The sequence below is a fragment of the Pseudomonas sp. CIP-10 genome (genome assembly GCF_020911845.1).
GTDB classification, from domain to species: Bacteria; Pseudomonadota; Gammaproteobacteria; order Pseudomonadales; family Pseudomonadaceae; genus Aquipseudomonas; species Aquipseudomonas alloputida.
In genome coordinates, this window is record NZ_CP087160.1 from 1,394,980 (window position 1) to 1,410,248 (window position 15,269).

The window sequence follows — 15,269 nt, forward strand, 5'->3', positions numbered from 1 at the left end:
CCCAACTGGAGTACCCAGCCATGAAAACCTTCAATACCCTGCTTGCCGCCATGGCCGTCTGTGCCGCTGGCATTACCACCGCCCAGGCCGCGGACGACAACTTCGCCAGCCTCACCTATGGCCAGACCAGCGACAAAGTTCGCAAGTCCGGCCTGCTGCAACGCAACACCGATCAGCTCAATGCCGACGGTATCATCGGCAAGGACGATACCTGGGGTGTGCGTCTGGGCAAGATCAACGACCAGGGCCGCTACTACATGACCTATGACAATGTCTCTGGCGACCACAGTGGCCTGAAGTTGCGCCAGGAAAACCTGCTTGGCAGCTACGACTTGTTCCTGCCGGTGGGCGATACCACCAAGCTGTTCGGTGGTGGCAGCCTGGGTGTGACCAAGCTTACCCAGGACTCGCCAGGCGCCAGCCGGGACACTGACTACGGTTATGCCTACGGCTTGCAGGCCGGTGTGATCCAGGACATCACCGACAAGGCCTCGGTCGAACTGGGCTACCGTTACCTGCGCACCAATGCCGCGACCGAGGTGGGCGCGCATGGCGGGCCGAAGGATGGCACCCTGCGCCTGACCAGCAGCGCGCAGACCTACCTGGCAGCAAGTTACAAGTTCTGACGAACGAGCCGCGTTATCCTGTACCGGCCTTCGCGGGCACGCCCGCTCCCACAGGTACTGCACAAACCGCTGAAACTGTGCAGTACCTTTGGCTTGTGCAGGTGCTGCACACGTTTCAGAGACTGTGCGATTGCTGTGGGAGCAGGCATACCCGCGAATAGGCCGGTACAGGCAATACACATAAGGAGCTGCACATGAAACTGCTGGTGGTCGAGGACGAAGCCCTGCTTCGCCATCACCTCTACACCCGCCTGGGCGAAAGCGGCCATGTGGTCGAGGCGGTCGCTGATGCCGAAGAGGCGCTGTACCAGGCCGAGCAGTACCATTTCGACCTTGCCATCATCGATCTGGGCCTGCCCGGTATCAGCGGCCTGGAGCTGATCACGCGGCTGCGCAGCCAGGACAAGACCTTCCCCATTCTCATCCTCACAGCCCGTGGCAACTGGCAAGACAAGGTCGAGGGCCTGGCCGCCGGTGCCGACGACTATCTGGTCAAGCCGTTCCAGTTCGAGGAGCTTGAAGCACGGCTCAATGCCCTGTTACGCCGCTCCAGTGGTTTCATCCAGTCGACCATCACCGCTGGCCCCTTGGTACTTGACCTCAACCGCAAGCAGGCCACCCTCGACGAACACGCCTTGGCCCTGACTGCCTACGAATACCGCATCCTCGAATACCTCATGCGCCATCACCAGCAGGTGGTGGCCAAGGATCGCCTGATGGAACAGTTGTACCCAGGTGACGAAGAGCGCGACCCCAATGTCATCGAAGTGCTGGTTGGCCGCCTGCGCCGCAAGCTTGAAGGCGAGCGCGGTTTCAAACCCATCGACACGGTGCGCGGCCTGGGCTACCTGTTCACCGAGCGCTGCCGATGATCCGCTCGCTGCGGGTGCGCCTGATGCTGGCCGCCGCAGTGTTGGCGCTGCTGTTCATGCTGGCGCTGCTGCCGGCCTTGCAGAAGGCCTTCAGCCTGGCTCTGCAGGAATCGATCGAGCAGCGTCTGGCCTCGGATGTGACCACGCTGATTTCCGCTGCGCGTATCGAGCATGGCCAGCTGCAGATGCCGACACTGCTGCCGGACGAGCGTTACAACCTGCCCTACACAGGCCTGCTCGGCTATATCTTTGACCGCGACGGCAAACTGGTCTGGCAGTCGCGTGCCACCGCCGACCGGCACATCAACTACCAGCCGCGCTATGACGGGCGCGGCAACGAGTTCGACCGCATTCACCAGTCCGATGGCGAAGAGTTCTTCGTGTACGACGTCGAGATCAAGCTGTTGGGCGGGCAGAGTGCCGCCTACAGCATTGTCGCTCTGCAGCCCGTGAGCGAGTACAAGGCCACCCTCAATGGCCTGCGCGAAAAGCTCTACCTGGGGTTCGGCGCTGCATTGCTGGCGCTCATGGTGTTGTTGTGGGCAGGCCTGACCTGGGGGCTGCGCTCGTTGCGACGCCTCAGCCACGAACTGGATGAAGTGGAATCAGGTGCACGTGATGGCCTGAGCGGCGAGCACCCACGCGAGTTGCTGCGCCTGACCCGCTCACTCAACCGTCTGTTGCGCAGTGAGCGTGAGCAGCGCACGCGCTACCGTGATTCGCTGGACGACCTGGCCCACAGCCTGAAGACGCCGCTGGCGGTGTTGCAGGGTGTGGGTGAAAGCTTGCAGCAGCGCAGCGGCGAGCGCGAGCAGGCGCGGGTGCTGCAAAGCCAGATCGAGCGCATGAGCCAGCAGATCGACTACCAGCTGCAACGCGCCAGCCTGCGCAAGAGTGGCCTGGTCCGCCACAGCGTCTTGCTGCGGCCGTTGCTCGACAGCCTGTGCAGCACCTTGGCCAAGGTTTACCGGGAAAAACGTGTGAACGTGGTGCTGGAGTTGCCGGACGCGGCGCAGGTGCCGATGGAGCAGGGCGCGTTGCTGGAAATGCTCGGCAACCTGCTGGAGAACGCCTACCGGCTGAGCCTGGGCCAAGTGCGGGTGAGCCTTGTGAAGGCGCCGGGGTATCTGACCTTGTGCATCGAAGACGACGGGCCGGGCGTGCCCGCCGACCAGCGTGAACGCATTCTGGAGCGTGGGGAGCGGCTGGACAGCCAGCACCCGGGGCAGGGCATAGGCTTGGCCGTGGTCAAGGATATCGTCGACAGCTATGACGCCGAGCTGAGCCTTGGCGATTCGCCGCTGGGGGGCGCTGCGTTCAGGATCACCTTCAACCTGGATTGATCCCTAGCCTGTGCCGGCCCATTCGCAGGTCAATCCGCGAATGGGGGCACAGGCAATCCACAAAGGGCGGATTTCCGCCATTCCTCCTTGTACAAATTCCGCCATCGGGCGGAAATCCGCCAATCCGTCTCGGGAATATCGCCCTGTCGTTGGGCATTTATTCCTAGCAAATACGGGCTTTGCACCCTTCATGGGCATTTTGGCACCACCCTTGCTATTGATCCTCGCAGAGGCCTGCCCAGGCAGCTCGAACACAACGACAAATCCCTCCAAGTGCAGGAGGGTTAGCGATTCAGGTGCCCCCATCACCCTGGGAAGGGTGAACCGGCACACTTGAGGAAAATTAGCCATGACGACACGTCAGCCGCTGTACAAATCCCTGTATGTCCAGGTGTTGGTCGCCATCACCATCGGCATCCTGCTCGGCCACTACTACCCGGAAACGGGCGTTGCCCTCAAACCCCTGGGTGACGGCTTCGTCAAACTGATCAAGATGGTCATCGCCCCGATCATCTTCTGTACCGTGGTCAGCGGCATTGCCGGCATGCAGAGCATGAAGTCGGTCGGCAAAACCGGCGGCTACGCGTTGCTGTACTTCGAAATCGTCTCCACCATCGCCCTGATCATCGGCCTCGTCGTCGTCAACGTGGTCAAGCCAGGCGCTGGCATGCACATCGACGTCAGCACCCTGAACGCCAGCAGCGTGGCTGCCTACGCCGCCGCCGGCGCGCAGCAGACTACCGTCGGCTTCCTGCTTAACGTCATCCCCAATACGGTCGTCGGCGCCTTCGCCAACGGCGACATCCTGCAAGTGCTGATGTTCTCGGTACTGTTCGGCTTCGCCCTGCACCGCCTGGGCAGCTACGGCAAGCCGGTACTGGACATGATCGACCGCTTCGCCCACGTCATGTTCAACATCATCAACATGATCATGAAGCTGGCCCCGATCGGCGCTTTCGGCGCCATGGCCTTCACCATCGGCCAGTACGGTGTTGGCTCGCTGGTGCAGCTGGGCTACCTGATGGCCTGCTTCTACATCACCTGCCTGCTGTTCGTGCTGGTGGTGCTGGGCGGTATCTGCCGTGCCCACGGCTTCAGCGTGATCAAGCTGATCCGCTACATCCGTGAAGAACTGCTGATCGTGCTGGGTACTTCGTCCTCGGAGTCGGCCCTGCCACGCATGCTGGCCAAGATGGAGCGCCTGGGTGCCAAGAAATCGGTAGTGGGCCTGGTTATCCCGACTGGCTACTCGTTCAACCTGGACGGTACCTCGATCTACCTGACCATGGCTGCGGTGTTCATCGCTCAGGCCACTGACACCACCATGGACATCACTCACCAGATCACCCTGCTGCTGGTGCTGCTGGTGGCTTCCAAGGGTGCTGCCGGCGTTACCGGCTCGGGCTTCATCGTGCTGGCCGCGACCCTGTCGGCTGTTGGCCACCTGCCGGTTGCCGGCCTGGCGCTGATCCTCGGCATCGACCGCTTCATGTCCGAAGCCCGCGCCCTGACCAACCTGGTGGGCAACGCCGTTGCCACCGTGGTAGTGGCCAAGTGGGTCAAGGAAATGGACAACGACAAGCTGGCTTCGGAACTGGCCTCCGGTGGTGCGCCGCTGGTCGATACCCGCCCGACGGACGACCTGGGCGTGGCTGAAGGCCCGGCTCGTTGATAGCGGGTTGAAATGAGAAAGGCGACCCAAGGTCGCCTTTTTCGTGTCTGCGCGGTCCCTTGTGGGAGCAACTGTCTTGCTCAATTTCTAAAAGCTGGCGCCTTCCCTGTGGGAGCGGGCTTGCCCGCGAACACGGGCGAAGCCCGTGCAATCCACCACGGTGTTGGCTTCGCGGGCAAGCCCGCTTCCACGCGGCTCACGCTGCGTTCTGGATTTACGTTGTACTTTCAGGCTGCGGTAGCACTAGATCGAGCCATGATGTACCCGTTCTGAGCATGGCATTTAACCGCACGATGAACGTTCTCATGCAGGCCACGATAGCGACTTTGGGAAGTTTTCCGCGCTCCCGCAGTGACTGATAACGAGCCTTGAGTGCTGGGTTGTATCTCATCGCCACAAGGCATGCCATGTACAGCGATCGCCTGACCGCAAATCGTCCGCCAGAGATAGAGCGCTTGCCCATGAATTTCCCGCTGTCGTGGTTGAAGGGCGCCACTCCGACCAGGGGCAATTTCTCTGGATTCAACCCGACCCAGCTCCGGCAGCAGCGCTACTAGCTTGCCCGCTGTCACCATCCCAATGCCTTTCACTTTAATCAGTTGGGTAACCCGTTCGTCGTTCAGCATCGCGGTTTGCTGTTCGATCTCACGCTCAACCAGTTTGATCTGCGCTTTGAAGTGTTTCAGGTTGGCATTCAGGTAGTTAGCAACTGCAGTCGATTGCACCTGCTTCAGGCGCCGCAGGTCGTCATCTCGCTGTTGAACCAACCGATCACGTTGCTGAAGCAACTCTCGCAGAAGCGCTCGTTCGGGGCTGATTCGCAGGGAGGGTTGATCTGGAATGACTTCGGCATAGTGCGCCAGAACCTCGGCGTCGATGGCGTCAGTCTTGGCCTTGATGCCTAGAGAGTCAGCGAATGACCTGGCTCGCCTGGGATTAACGCGTATGACCTTGTAGCCAGCGTCCTGTAGAAAACGCATGACATCTCGCTCGTAGCCACCCGTCGCCTCTAACAGGACGCGCTTGATACTGAGCTTGCGAAGGCTCTCCAGTAGCGCCTTAAAGCCTGTGGGATCATTGCTTAAATGCATTTTGATGCCCTGTGGCCGCACCGCAGCATCAAGGGAGAGACTGGAAACATCGATACCCAAGAAGGAAGCCATCACCAAAACCTCCTAAACTCAACACAGTGAGAGGACTTTGGCTTGGCCCACGCTTGTGATTCGAGATCAGAGCCGCATCCAACTGTTCGGGCTCTCGCCAAAGTGGAACGGTGAATGGCAGCTTGTGCTCCCACACGTGCTCAAGGCACCTACGGCATTCAGCTTGCCATTCACCGCTCTCACTCCAGATTCTAATCCCCCATCAAGACACAAGCGGCCTTGCGTCGCGATGGGCTGCGCAGCAGCCCCGGCGACCTTGCAGGATGGCTGAATTCTTGGGGCCGCTGCGCAGCCCTTTCGCGACGCAAGGCCGCTCCCACACAGGGCGATGCGGCGGCCCTCTGCCCAGTACCACCTCCATCACCCGGATGACGTCCGGCTGTGGGTAATGCCACCGCTGGCTTCGGAATTGGCCTCCGGTGGTGCGCCGCTGATCGATACCCGCCCGACGGACGACCTGGGCGTGGCTGAAGGCCCGGCTCGTTGATAGCGGGTTGAAATGAGAAAGGCGACCCAAGGTCGCCTTTTTCGTGTCTGCGCGGTCCTTTGTGGGAGCGGCCTTGCGTCGCGAATGGGCTGCGCAGCAGCCCCGGCGACCTTGCAGGATGGTTGAAATCTTGGGGCCGCTGTGCAGCCCTTTCGCGACGCAAGGCCGCTCCCACACAGGGCGATGCGGCGGCCCTCTGCCCAGTACCACCTCCATCACCCGGATGACGTCCGGCTGTGGGTAATGCCACCGCTGGCTTCGGAATTGGCCTCCGGTGGTGCGCCGCTGGTCGATACCCGCCCGACGGACGACCTGGGCGTGGCTGAAGGCCCGGCTCGTTGATAGCGGGTTGAAATGAGAAAGGCGACCCAAGGTCGCCTTTTTCGTGTGCGCGCGGTCCCTGTGGGAGCGGCCTTGCGTCGCGAATGGGCTGCGCAGCAGCCCCGGCGACCTTGCAGGATGGCTGAAATCTTGGGGCCGCTGCGCAGCCCTTTCGCGACGCAAGGCCGCTCCCACACAGGGCGATGCGGTGGCCCTCAGCCCAGTACCACCTCCATCACCCGGATGACGTCCGGCTGTGGGTAATGCCACCTTACTTGCACATCCCAGAACTTCACCCCGTACACCCGCTCGGACGGTGGTATCTGGTAGGCCGGCCGTGGGTCCTGCGCCAGGCATTGCTCGATCAGTTGCACCAGCGGCTCATTCAAACGCAGCGCATGCTCGCGGGCCTGGATCAGGGCGTTGTCCGCCCACTGCACGTCAATTGCCAAAGGCGCTGCGTTGGCCATCTGGTTGCTGGCGCCAGCGACGCTGTCGGCATAGGGCACATACGGCTTGATGTCCAGCACCGGCGTGCCGTCGAGCAGGTCGATCCCGGACAGCAGCAGGCGCCCGGGCTCCATGCCCTCCAGGCGTACCACCGACTGGCCGATGCCGTTGGGCCGATGGGTGGCGCGGGTGGCGAACACCCCCATGCTCTTGTTGCCGCCCAGACGCGGAGGCCGCACTTTCAGGCGCGGCTTTTCTTCCAGGGCCTGGTGGAACAGGAACAGCAGCCAGACATGGCTGACCTGCTCCAGGCCTTCGACCGCGTCACCTTGATCGAACGGCGGCAACAGTTCGAGTACGCCACGGGCGGCAGGCGCCAGCTGCGGCTGGCGCGGAATGGCGAACTTTTCCTTGAAACAGGAGTGGACGATGCCGACCGGGACAACCGTATGCTGCATGGCCACTCAGCCGCGCACGCGCAGGGTCAGGCCCTTGAGGAAGTTGCGCATCAACTGGTCGCCACACGGGCGGTAGTTGTCGTGGCCAGCCTTGCGGAACAGCGCGCTGAGCTCAGGTTTGCTGACCGGGAAGTTGACCGACTTGAGAATCGCGTGCAGGTCGTCTTCCTTGAGCTCAAAAGCCACACGCAGCTTCTTGAGGATCAGGTTGTTGGTTACCGGCAGCTCGATCGGCTGCTGCGGGCGGCTATCGTCTTTGCCTCGGCGGTAGATCACCAGGCCGTCAAGGAAGTGCGCCATCACCCGTTCCGGGCAGCGCACGAAGCCTTCCTCTTCTTCTTTTTTCAGGTAGGTGGCCAGCACCAGAGGATGCACTTCGAGGCCAGAGAGCCCGATGATCTCGGCCATCTTGGCGTCGTTCACCTTGAGCATGTAGCGCAGGCTGCGCAGGACGTCGTTGTGGTTCATTGCAGCAGAATCCTGTTCAGGTGCCGCGCGTTCCGGCGCGGCGTATTGCTTAGAAACGTTCGGAGGTAGCCAGGTAACGCCATTGGCCCAAGGGCAGCTTGCCCATCGACACACCACCCAGGCGAATGCGTCGCATGCTTAAAAGCTCCAGGCGCAGGTAGGCGCATAGCTCGGAAATCTGCCCTGGTTGTGGGTTTTTCAACACCATGCGCAGGTGTGTCTCGTTCTGCCAGCTGGCCTTGGCCTTGGGCAACTCGCGGTCATTGCGCATGGCCCCACGCGCCAGGCGTTCCAGCGCCTGGGGGGTGGTTTCGCCGCGCACTTCAATGATGAACTCTTGCTCCAGGCGACGCAGGTCGGCCTCGATCTTGCGGGATACCCGCCAGTCCTGGGTAAACACCTGCAGGCCGCTGGCGCCACGCTCCAGCGGTGCCACGCAGGCCTGCCGGGCAAAATGCCCGTGCAGGGCGCGCACGCCTTCGCGGTGGGCCTCGCTAAGGCTGCCCATGTTCATGCTGGCGCGGGCGTCTTCACTGTCCATGCCGGCTGGCTGGTTCAGCAGCAGGGTCACTGGCTCCAGGGTTTCGGCACGGGCGCCCGGCAGCAGTTCGACGCGCTGCTGCTCAACCTTGAACTGCGGCTGCTCGACCACCACGCCATCGACCGTTACCCAGCCTCCTTCAATGTACTGCTCGGCCTCGCGGCGGGAGCAGCCGAGCTGCTCGATGAGGCGTTTGGACAGGCGGACGGGTTCGGACATGGGGCAATTCGCAAGGCAGGGAAAGGCCTCCATTGTACCTGCCTGCAAGCGGTAGATGATGGGAATCTGTGTCAGATGCGCCATTTTGGACACATAGCGCGGCACATTCAGGCGCCGCCTCAAGGCACTGTGCGCATTAGCCTCATGTGCAGCAGAGGATAGGGCTGGCCCAGGCCGTCGGTTTCCGAACGGCCGATGACCTCGAAACCCTCATGCAGGTAGAAGCCCAGCGCTTTCGGGTTCTGTTCGTTGACGTCAAGGTACTCGGCATTCAGCTCATTGATGGCATAGCGCAGCAGGCGCTTGCCTACCCCTTGGCCGCGGTAGCCAGGTGCGACGAACAGCATGTCCACCCGCCCGTTGGCGACACCGGCGAAACCACAGATGCGCTGGCGGTCCTTGCAGCAGATCAGCATCACTGCGTCGAGGTAGCGGCGCAGCACATGTTCGCGCAGTAGCAGGATATAGCCCTCTGGCAGAAAGTCGTGGGTGGCGCGTACTGAATCCTCCCACACCTGTACCAGCTCGCTGTAGTCGCACAAGCGCGGGGTTTGCAGCGTCAGTAGCGCAGCCATGCCGGTGTTCCTCTGGGACGATAGGGAAAACATAGCAGGCCAACCACCGGTCGGCTTGTTCGCTTGGCGCTTGAGACCTGGGGAGTGACGGTCTATTAATTAAGCGTGGGAAAAAATCCCACGCAAATATAAGTTCAATCTGAAGCAAGATTACTGACCGATTTGGCGTTCTCGTGGCGAAGACCTGGAGACGGACTATGCAAATCCACCTGCTGTTCAAGAAGGCTTTACTCGCGGCTGCTGTAGCTGGCGTGTTGTCGATGTCCATTGCCTTGATCCCTGACTCGATTTCTCATGGCTCCAGTGCCTACGCTAAAGATGGCGGTGGCGGTGGCGGTGGCGGTGGCGGTGGCGGTGGCGGTGGCCACGGTGGCGGTGGAAGTGGCGGCGGCGGTGGCCACGGTGGCGGTGGAAGTGGCGGTGGCGGTGGCCACGGTGGCGGTGGAAGTGGCGGTGGCGGTGGCCACGGTGGCGGTGGAAGTGGCGGTGGCGGTGGCCACGGTGGTGGTGGAAGTGGCGGTGGCGGTGGCCACGGTGGTGGTGGAAGTGGTGGCGGCGGTGGCCATGGTGGCGGAAGCGGAAGTGGTGGCCACGGCAGCGGCGGTGACGGTGGTGGCCATGCCGGCAACAGCGGCAGTGGCCACGACGGTAATTCAAACGCTGGGCGCAGCAGCAACCATGCTGAAGCGGGTGACGATCATGGCAATCACGCGGGTGGGGAACCCGGGGATGATCATGGTAATCATGTCGGCGGTGAGCCTGGCGATGATCACGGCAATCATGTTGGTGGTGAACCTGGTGACGATCACGGCAACCATGTGGGTGGCGAACCCGGTGATGACCACGGTGTTCATGCCGGCGGCGAGGCCGGGGATGACAACAGCAGAAGCTGATTGGCGCTGACCCGAAGTGGCCCATACAAAACCCAGCGGACGGGTTTTGTATGAGCAGGTTCTGGCTTGTCTTGCCTTTATCACGTCATTTCCAATGAGCGCTGACAGCTTTTTCCTCGTCCATGCCGGGATATGATTGCGGTTTGCGTGGGATTAATTCCCGCGTCTTATACTGGGTGCCTCTGTCAAGGAATGCCCTCGATGCAATCGCCTGTCTTACCCCCGTCGATGCTGAGTGCGCTGCGGCGTGTGATGCGCCCGCTGGTGCGCCTGATGCTGCGCAAAGGGGTTACCTACACGATGTTCACCGACCTGCTCAAGGAGGTGTTCGTCGATGTGGCCCATCGCGAGTTTCGCCTGAACGACACCGCGCCAACCGATAGCCGCATCAGCCTGCTTACTGGTGTACATCGTAAAGATGTTCGGCGGCTGCGTAATGAGGGTGACACTGCAATTGCGGCCCTGCCGGATAACATCACGCTAGGTGCACAGTTGGTCAATGTATGGACCAACACCCCACCATTCTGCTCGGCACCCGGCCAGGCGAGGGCGCTTGCGCGGCTAGCCAGTGTGGGTGGCGATTGCTCATTCGACGCCCTGGTCGCCAAGGTCAGCACCGATATCCGCGGCCGGGTGGTGCTGGACGAATGGTTGCGCCTGGGCGTCGTGCGGCTCGATGAGCAGGATTGCGTGCACCTGGAAGCCCATGCATTCGTGCCACAGAAGGGTTTTGATGAAAAGGCTGCGTACTTCGGCCACAACCTGCATGACCATGCCTGTGCGGCGGTGCACAACCTCAGCGGCGAAGGCCCGCCATTTTTTGAGCGTAGCGTGCACTACGATGCCTTGAGCCCGGCCAGCGTCGAGCATTTGCGAGATGTGGTAGCCAAGGATGGCATGCAGACACTACTTGCCTTCAGCCGGCTTGCAGCAGCGTTGGAGAGTGCTGATGAGCCCGGTATCGAACAACGTCAGCGCATCACTGTCGGGCTTTATTTCTACACTGAAGCTACCGATTCCGATCCGTCGAAGACACCCGGCCCATGACTCTTCCTGTGCGCTACCTCAGTGCTGTCATGTTTGCCCTGGTTTTCGGGGGGAACCTGATGGCCCCGGCCGAGGTGGCCGCAGCGCCGGTGTGTGTCAGCCGTGACGAGATGGGTATGGCCGGTGCCGCAGGCCTGCAGTTTCCCGGCGGTATGGGCGGCACCGGTGTACGCAATGAAAATGGCGGCGTCGGTGGCACCGGTGCCCCAGTCCAGCAACGCCCGGGTGGTACAGGCGGCACAGGCGCGGTGGCGGAGGGTGTGGACGGCACCTACTTTGATCAGCGCCACGGTGATGTAGGTGGTACCGGTACGCCGATCCTGCGCCCGGGTGGTACTGGGGGTACAGGCATCGTCGGTACCATCACCGGCTTCGCCTCGATCTGCGTCAATAGCATGGAAGTGCACTATGGCAAGGACGTACCGGTGAGTGAAAACGGTGCGCCTGCCAGCAGTGGTCACCTGGCGATCGGGCAGGTGGTGGCGGTGGAGGCATTCGCCACCCAGCGCGGCCTGCAAGCGGGGCGCATTTCGATCCTCAACGTCTTCGAAGGGCCGTTGACGGCGCTGCCCAATGCCTCGGCCCCACTGCGGGTCATGGGGCAACCCGTGCGGCTGGCCGCTGGCGCGCGGGTAGCTGAAGGGTTGCGCCCGGGTGAGCCCGTGAGGGTCAGCGGCCTGCGCGATGCCCGGGGAGAAGTCGTGGCGACCCGTATCGAACGGGCACCGGGGTTGAGGGAGGCCAGCGCCATCGGCGCGGTTGATCGCACTGGCAGCCTTCAAGGGTTGAAGTTGGGTACCCGTGTGGCGCCTGCACGTGAGGTGCTGGTGCGCGGCCAGTGGACCGGGCGCCAGCTTGAAGTGGCGCAAACCCGTCCAGACCCGAGCCTGCCTTTTGCTGGTCGTGTCCAGCAGGCGGTGGTTGAAGGGCTGGTACAGCGCACACAAGCTCGGCAGTTGGTGGTTGCAGGTCTCAATGTGACATTGGGGCAGGGCACCGTAATTGTCGGTCGGCAGCCAGCGGCGTTGGCGCTTGATCAACGTGTGCGGGTGAGCGGGGTGCTCAATGGAACTCACGAGCTGCGGGCAACCCGCGTGGAATTCCAGGACGACCGTGTCGACAATTCTGACAGAAGCCAGTCGGAGCACGGAGGTGAGCATGACGGAAGCAGCTCCGGCGGCTCCAGCAGCGGTCATGGCGCAAGCGATGGGGCCAACGATCGTGATGAAAACAGCGATGATCACAGTGGGCGCAGTGCCGTTGACGGCTCCAGTGACCATGGCAGTGGTGACAAGTCGGGAGAGTCGGTACACCTCGACGCATCGGAGCAATCGACGCGTAGCAACAGTGGAAGCTCCGATCGGGTTGAGAAGGTCGAAGTCGAAAACACCGGAAAGGTCGAAAAAGTAGACAAGGTCGAGAAGCCCGAGAAAGTCGAGAAGGTCGAGAAGGTCGAGAAGGTCGAGAAGGTCGAGAAGGTCGAGAAGGTCGAGAAGGTCGAGAAGGTCGAGAAGGTCGAGAAAGTCGAGAGGGTCGAGAAAGTCGAGAAAGTCGAGAAGGTCGAGAAGGTCGAGAAGGTCGAGAAAGTCGAGAAGCCCGAGAAAGTAGAAAAAGTAGAAAAGCCTGAACGGGTCGAAAAGGTGGAGTTACCAGAGAAAGTTGAAAAGGTGGAGAGGCCGGAAAAGGCAGAGACGGTGGAAAAAGTCGAGCATCCAGAGCGATCCGGGCGTTAGCCAACTAGGCTGGGTAAGTCTGGCCATGCTTCCCGAAAGAGTACTGAGTTGCAAATGAGACCCACGCTCCCTCTGTTCGCCTGTTTGCTCTCGTGCACCTGCGTGTCGGCGCTGGCCGATACCTTCAGTGCCGCCATTGGCATGGATTATTCAAGTGGCGACTATGGTACCGGCACCACTTCGGAAATCTGGTATGTGCCGGTGGTCGGCAAGTATGAGAGCGGCCCCATGACCTACAAGGTTACCGTGCCTTGGTTGCGTATCACCAACCCCGAAGTCGGCCCCAATGGTGACCCCTTGCCCGGTGGTTGCCGAGACGTGGAAAGCGGGTTGGGTGACACGGTTGCCAGCGCCGCCTATGCACTGCTCGATGGTCGTGACGGCGGCCTGATGCTGGACCTGATCGGCAAGGTCAAATTCCCTACCGCTGATGAAGACCAGTGCCTGGGCACCGGCCAGTACGATTACACCACCCAGGTCGACATAGCCAAGGGCTTTGGCCCGGTCACCGGTTTCGCGACGCTGGGTTGGAAGAAGTTCGGTGACCCGCCCGATAGCGACTTCGATGACCCGGTATTTGCCAGTCTCGGCTTTGCCCTGCCGGTGGCGGTCGGTACTTCGGCCGGCGCCTCCTACGATTGGCGGCAGAAAGTGGTCTCGACCGGGGCGCAGATCAAGGAGCTTACCCTGTTCCTCACCCACAAGCTCAACCAGCACTGGAAAGTCCAACTCTATGCAGTCAAAGGCTTCTCGGATGCCAGCCCGGATGCCGAGGGCGGCCTGATGCTGTTTCACACATTCTGACAAAAAAGCCCCTGCGCCGGTCATTCCCTATGGAGAACGCCGGGGCAGGGGCTTTGCAGGCTTCAGCCGTTTTAGATGGGTTCAGCCCACATGTCGTACTCGTCGGCATCCACCACACGGCAACGCACTTTGTCGCCTGGCTTGAAACCATGGTCGCCATCGATGAACACGCTGCCATCGATTTCCGGTGCATCGAAGAAGCTGCGGCCAACCGAACCTTGTTCCTCGACTTCGTCGATCAGCACGTCGATTTCCTTGCCGATGCGCAATTGCAGGCGGGCAGCACTGATGGCCTGCTGGTGGGCCATGAAGCGGTCCCAGCGCTCTTGCTTGACGTCGTCCGGTACTTCGGCCAGGCCCAGGTCGTTGGCCGGGGCGCCTTCCACTGGCGAGTACTGGAAGCAGCCCACGCGGTCGAGCTGGGCTTCGGTCAGCCAGTCCAGCAGGTACTGGAAGTCTTCCTCGGTCTCGCCCGGGAAGCCGACGATGAAGGTGGAGCGGATCACCAGCTCAGGGCACTGCTCGCGCCAGTTCTTGATGCGCGCCAGGGTGCGGTCTTCGAAGGCCGGGCGCTTCATCGACTTGAGCACTTTCGGGCTGGCGTGCTGGAACGGGATGTCCAGGTACGGCAGGATCTTGCCGGCAGCCATCAGCGGGATCACGTCGTCAACGTTCGGGTAAGGGTACACATAGTGCAGGCGTACCCAGGCGCCCAGGCTGCTCAGTGCTTCGCACAGCTCGAGCATGCGGGTCTTCACCGGGCGGCCGTTCCAGAAGTCGGTCTTGTACTTGACGTCGACGCCGTAGGCGCTGGTGTCCTGGGAAATCACCAGGATTTCCTTCACCCCGGCCTTGACCAGGCGCTCGGCCTCGCTCAGCACTTCACCCACCGGGCGGCTGACCAGCTTGCCGCGCATCGACGGGATGATGCAGAAGCTGCAGCTGTGGTTGCAGCCTTCGGAGATCTTCAGGTAGGCATAGTGGCGCGGGGTTAGCTTGACGCCCTGTGGCGGCACCAGGTCGATCAGCGGGTTGTGGTCCTGACGCGGCGGCACCACTTCGTGAACGGCGTTGACTACCTGCTCGTACTGCTGCGGGCCAGTGACCGACAGCACGCTTGGGTGCACGTCACGGATGCTGCCTTCTTCGACGCCCATGCAGCCGGTGACGATCACCTTGCCGTTTTCCTTGATGGCTTCGCCGATCACTTCCAGCGATTCGGCCTTGGCGCTGTCGATGAAGCCGCAGGTGTTGACCACCACCACGTCGGCGTCCTCGTAGGTGGGTACGACTTCATAGCCTTCCATGCGCAGCTGGGTCAGGATGCGCTCGGAGTCGACCAGGGCTTTTGGGCAACCCAGGCTTACGAAACCTACCTTGGGGGTGGCGGGCGTGGTGGACATGACTAACCTCGGTATTGAATACAGGTCGCCCGGCCGGAATCGGGGGCGAACTTGACGGGCGCTTTTGGCGCCTCTGATCAAAAAGTGCGCAATTCTAGCGAGCGCAAGGGCGCTTGACCAGCAGAAATACGACGAACGCTGCGCTATGCTTCGCGCCGTTGCGCCGGGGTACCTTCCAGGGCCTGGTGGCAGAT

At 61.7% G+C, this 15,269-nt stretch carries 13 protein-coding genes and 1 pseudogene; 8 read left to right on the forward strand and 6 right to left on the reverse strand.

The window, feature by feature from the left end; genetic code table 11:
- Positions 1–20 precede the first annotated feature (20 nt).
- From LMH93_RS06255 to LMH93_RS06270, 4 genes are all read left to right on the forward strand, one after another.
- On the forward strand, positions 21–626 hold the full coding sequence (locus tag LMH93_RS06255) for an outer membrane beta-barrel protein (protein ID WP_003254814.1): 606 nt from the start codon (positions 21–23) through the stop codon (positions 624–626).
- Positions 627–820: 194 nt separating this feature from the next.
- Positions 821–1,498, forward strand: a complete 678-nt coding sequence (locus tag LMH93_RS06260; protein WP_004576835.1) for a response regulator — start codon at positions 821–823, stop codon at positions 1,496–1,498.
- Entirely contained in the window at positions 1,495–2,841 is a 1,347-nt protein-coding gene (locus LMH93_RS06265; RefSeq protein WP_088513450.1) for an ATP-binding protein, read from the forward strand. The genes LMH93_RS06260 and LMH93_RS06265 overlap by 4 nt, the downstream gene beginning before the upstream one ends.
- Positions 2,842–3,190: 349 nt before the next feature.
- Entirely contained in the window at positions 3,191–4,513 is a 1,323-nt protein-coding gene (locus LMH93_RS06270) for a dicarboxylate/amino acid:cation symporter (protein WP_003254811.1), read from the forward strand.
- 214 nt (positions 4,514–4,727) lie between these two features.
- On the opposite strand, the pseudogene LMH93_RS29800 reads toward LMH93_RS06270, so the two are convergent.
- From LMH93_RS29800 to LMH93_RS06300, 5 genes and pseudogenes are all read right to left on the reverse strand, one after another.
- Positions 4,728–5,676 (reverse strand): annotated as a pseudogene (locus tag LMH93_RS29800) (IS110 family transposase).
- A 1,023-nt stretch (positions 5,677–6,699) separates the two neighbouring features.
- A complete protein-coding gene (gene tsaA, locus LMH93_RS06285; protein WP_230064932.1) occupies positions 6,700–7,392 on the reverse strand; it encodes a tRNA (N6-threonylcarbamoyladenosine(37)-N6)-methyltransferase TrmO in 693 nt (230 codons plus the stop codon).
- Positions 7,393–7,398: 6 nt separating this feature from the next.
- Entirely contained in the window at positions 7,399–7,860 is a 462-nt protein-coding gene (locus LMH93_RS06290; RefSeq protein WP_003254807.1) for a DUF1456 family protein, read from the reverse strand.
- Between the two features lie 49 nt (positions 7,861–7,909).
- The gene (locus LMH93_RS06295; protein WP_021783315.1) at positions 7,910–8,620 is read right to left on the reverse strand and encodes an rRNA pseudouridine synthase; all 711 of its coding nucleotides are present in this window, start codon (positions 8,618–8,620) and stop codon (positions 7,910–7,912) included.
- A gap of 119 nt (positions 8,621–8,739) precedes the next feature.
- Positions 8,740–9,195: a GNAT family N-acetyltransferase gene (locus LMH93_RS06300; RefSeq protein ID WP_003254803.1), complete on the reverse strand. Its 456-nt coding sequence runs from the start codon at positions 9,193–9,195 to the stop codon at positions 8,740–8,742.
- Positions 9,196–9,489: 294 nt separating this feature from the next.
- On the opposite strand from LMH93_RS06300, the gene LMH93_RS29625 reads away from it, so the two are divergent.
- From LMH93_RS29625 to LMH93_RS06325, 4 genes are all read left to right on the forward strand, one after another.
- A complete protein-coding gene (locus tag LMH93_RS29625; RefSeq protein WP_326839527.1) occupies positions 9,490–10,098 on the forward strand; it encodes a hypothetical protein in 609 nt (202 codons plus the stop codon).
- A 191-nt stretch (positions 10,099–10,289) separates the two neighbouring features.
- The gene (locus tag LMH93_RS06315) at positions 10,290–11,135 is read left to right on the forward strand and encodes a DUF6502 family protein (protein WP_003254799.1); all 846 of its coding nucleotides are present in this window, start codon (positions 10,290–10,292) and stop codon (positions 11,133–11,135) included.
- Positions 11,132–12,868 (forward strand): DUF5666 domain-containing protein, encoded by a 1,737-nt coding sequence (locus LMH93_RS06320; RefSeq protein WP_230064933.1) that lies wholly within the window; start codon positions 11,132–11,134, stop codon positions 12,866–12,868. Before LMH93_RS06315 ends, LMH93_RS06320 begins: the two co-directional genes overlap by 4 nt.
- Before the next feature lie 54 nt (positions 12,869–12,922).
- Positions 12,923–13,672 (forward strand): hypothetical protein, encoded by a 750-nt coding sequence (locus LMH93_RS06325; RefSeq protein ID WP_103518157.1) that lies wholly within the window; start codon positions 12,923–12,925, stop codon positions 13,670–13,672.
- A 71-nt stretch (positions 13,673–13,743) separates the two neighbouring features.
- Here LMH93_RS06325 and rimO read toward each other — a convergent pair whose 3' ends face one another.
- Positions 13,744–15,075, reverse strand: a complete 1,332-nt coding sequence (gene rimO, locus LMH93_RS06330; RefSeq protein ID WP_004576169.1) for a 30S ribosomal protein S12 methylthiotransferase RimO — start codon at positions 15,073–15,075, stop codon at positions 13,744–13,746.
- Positions 15,076–15,269: the final 194 nt, after the last annotated feature.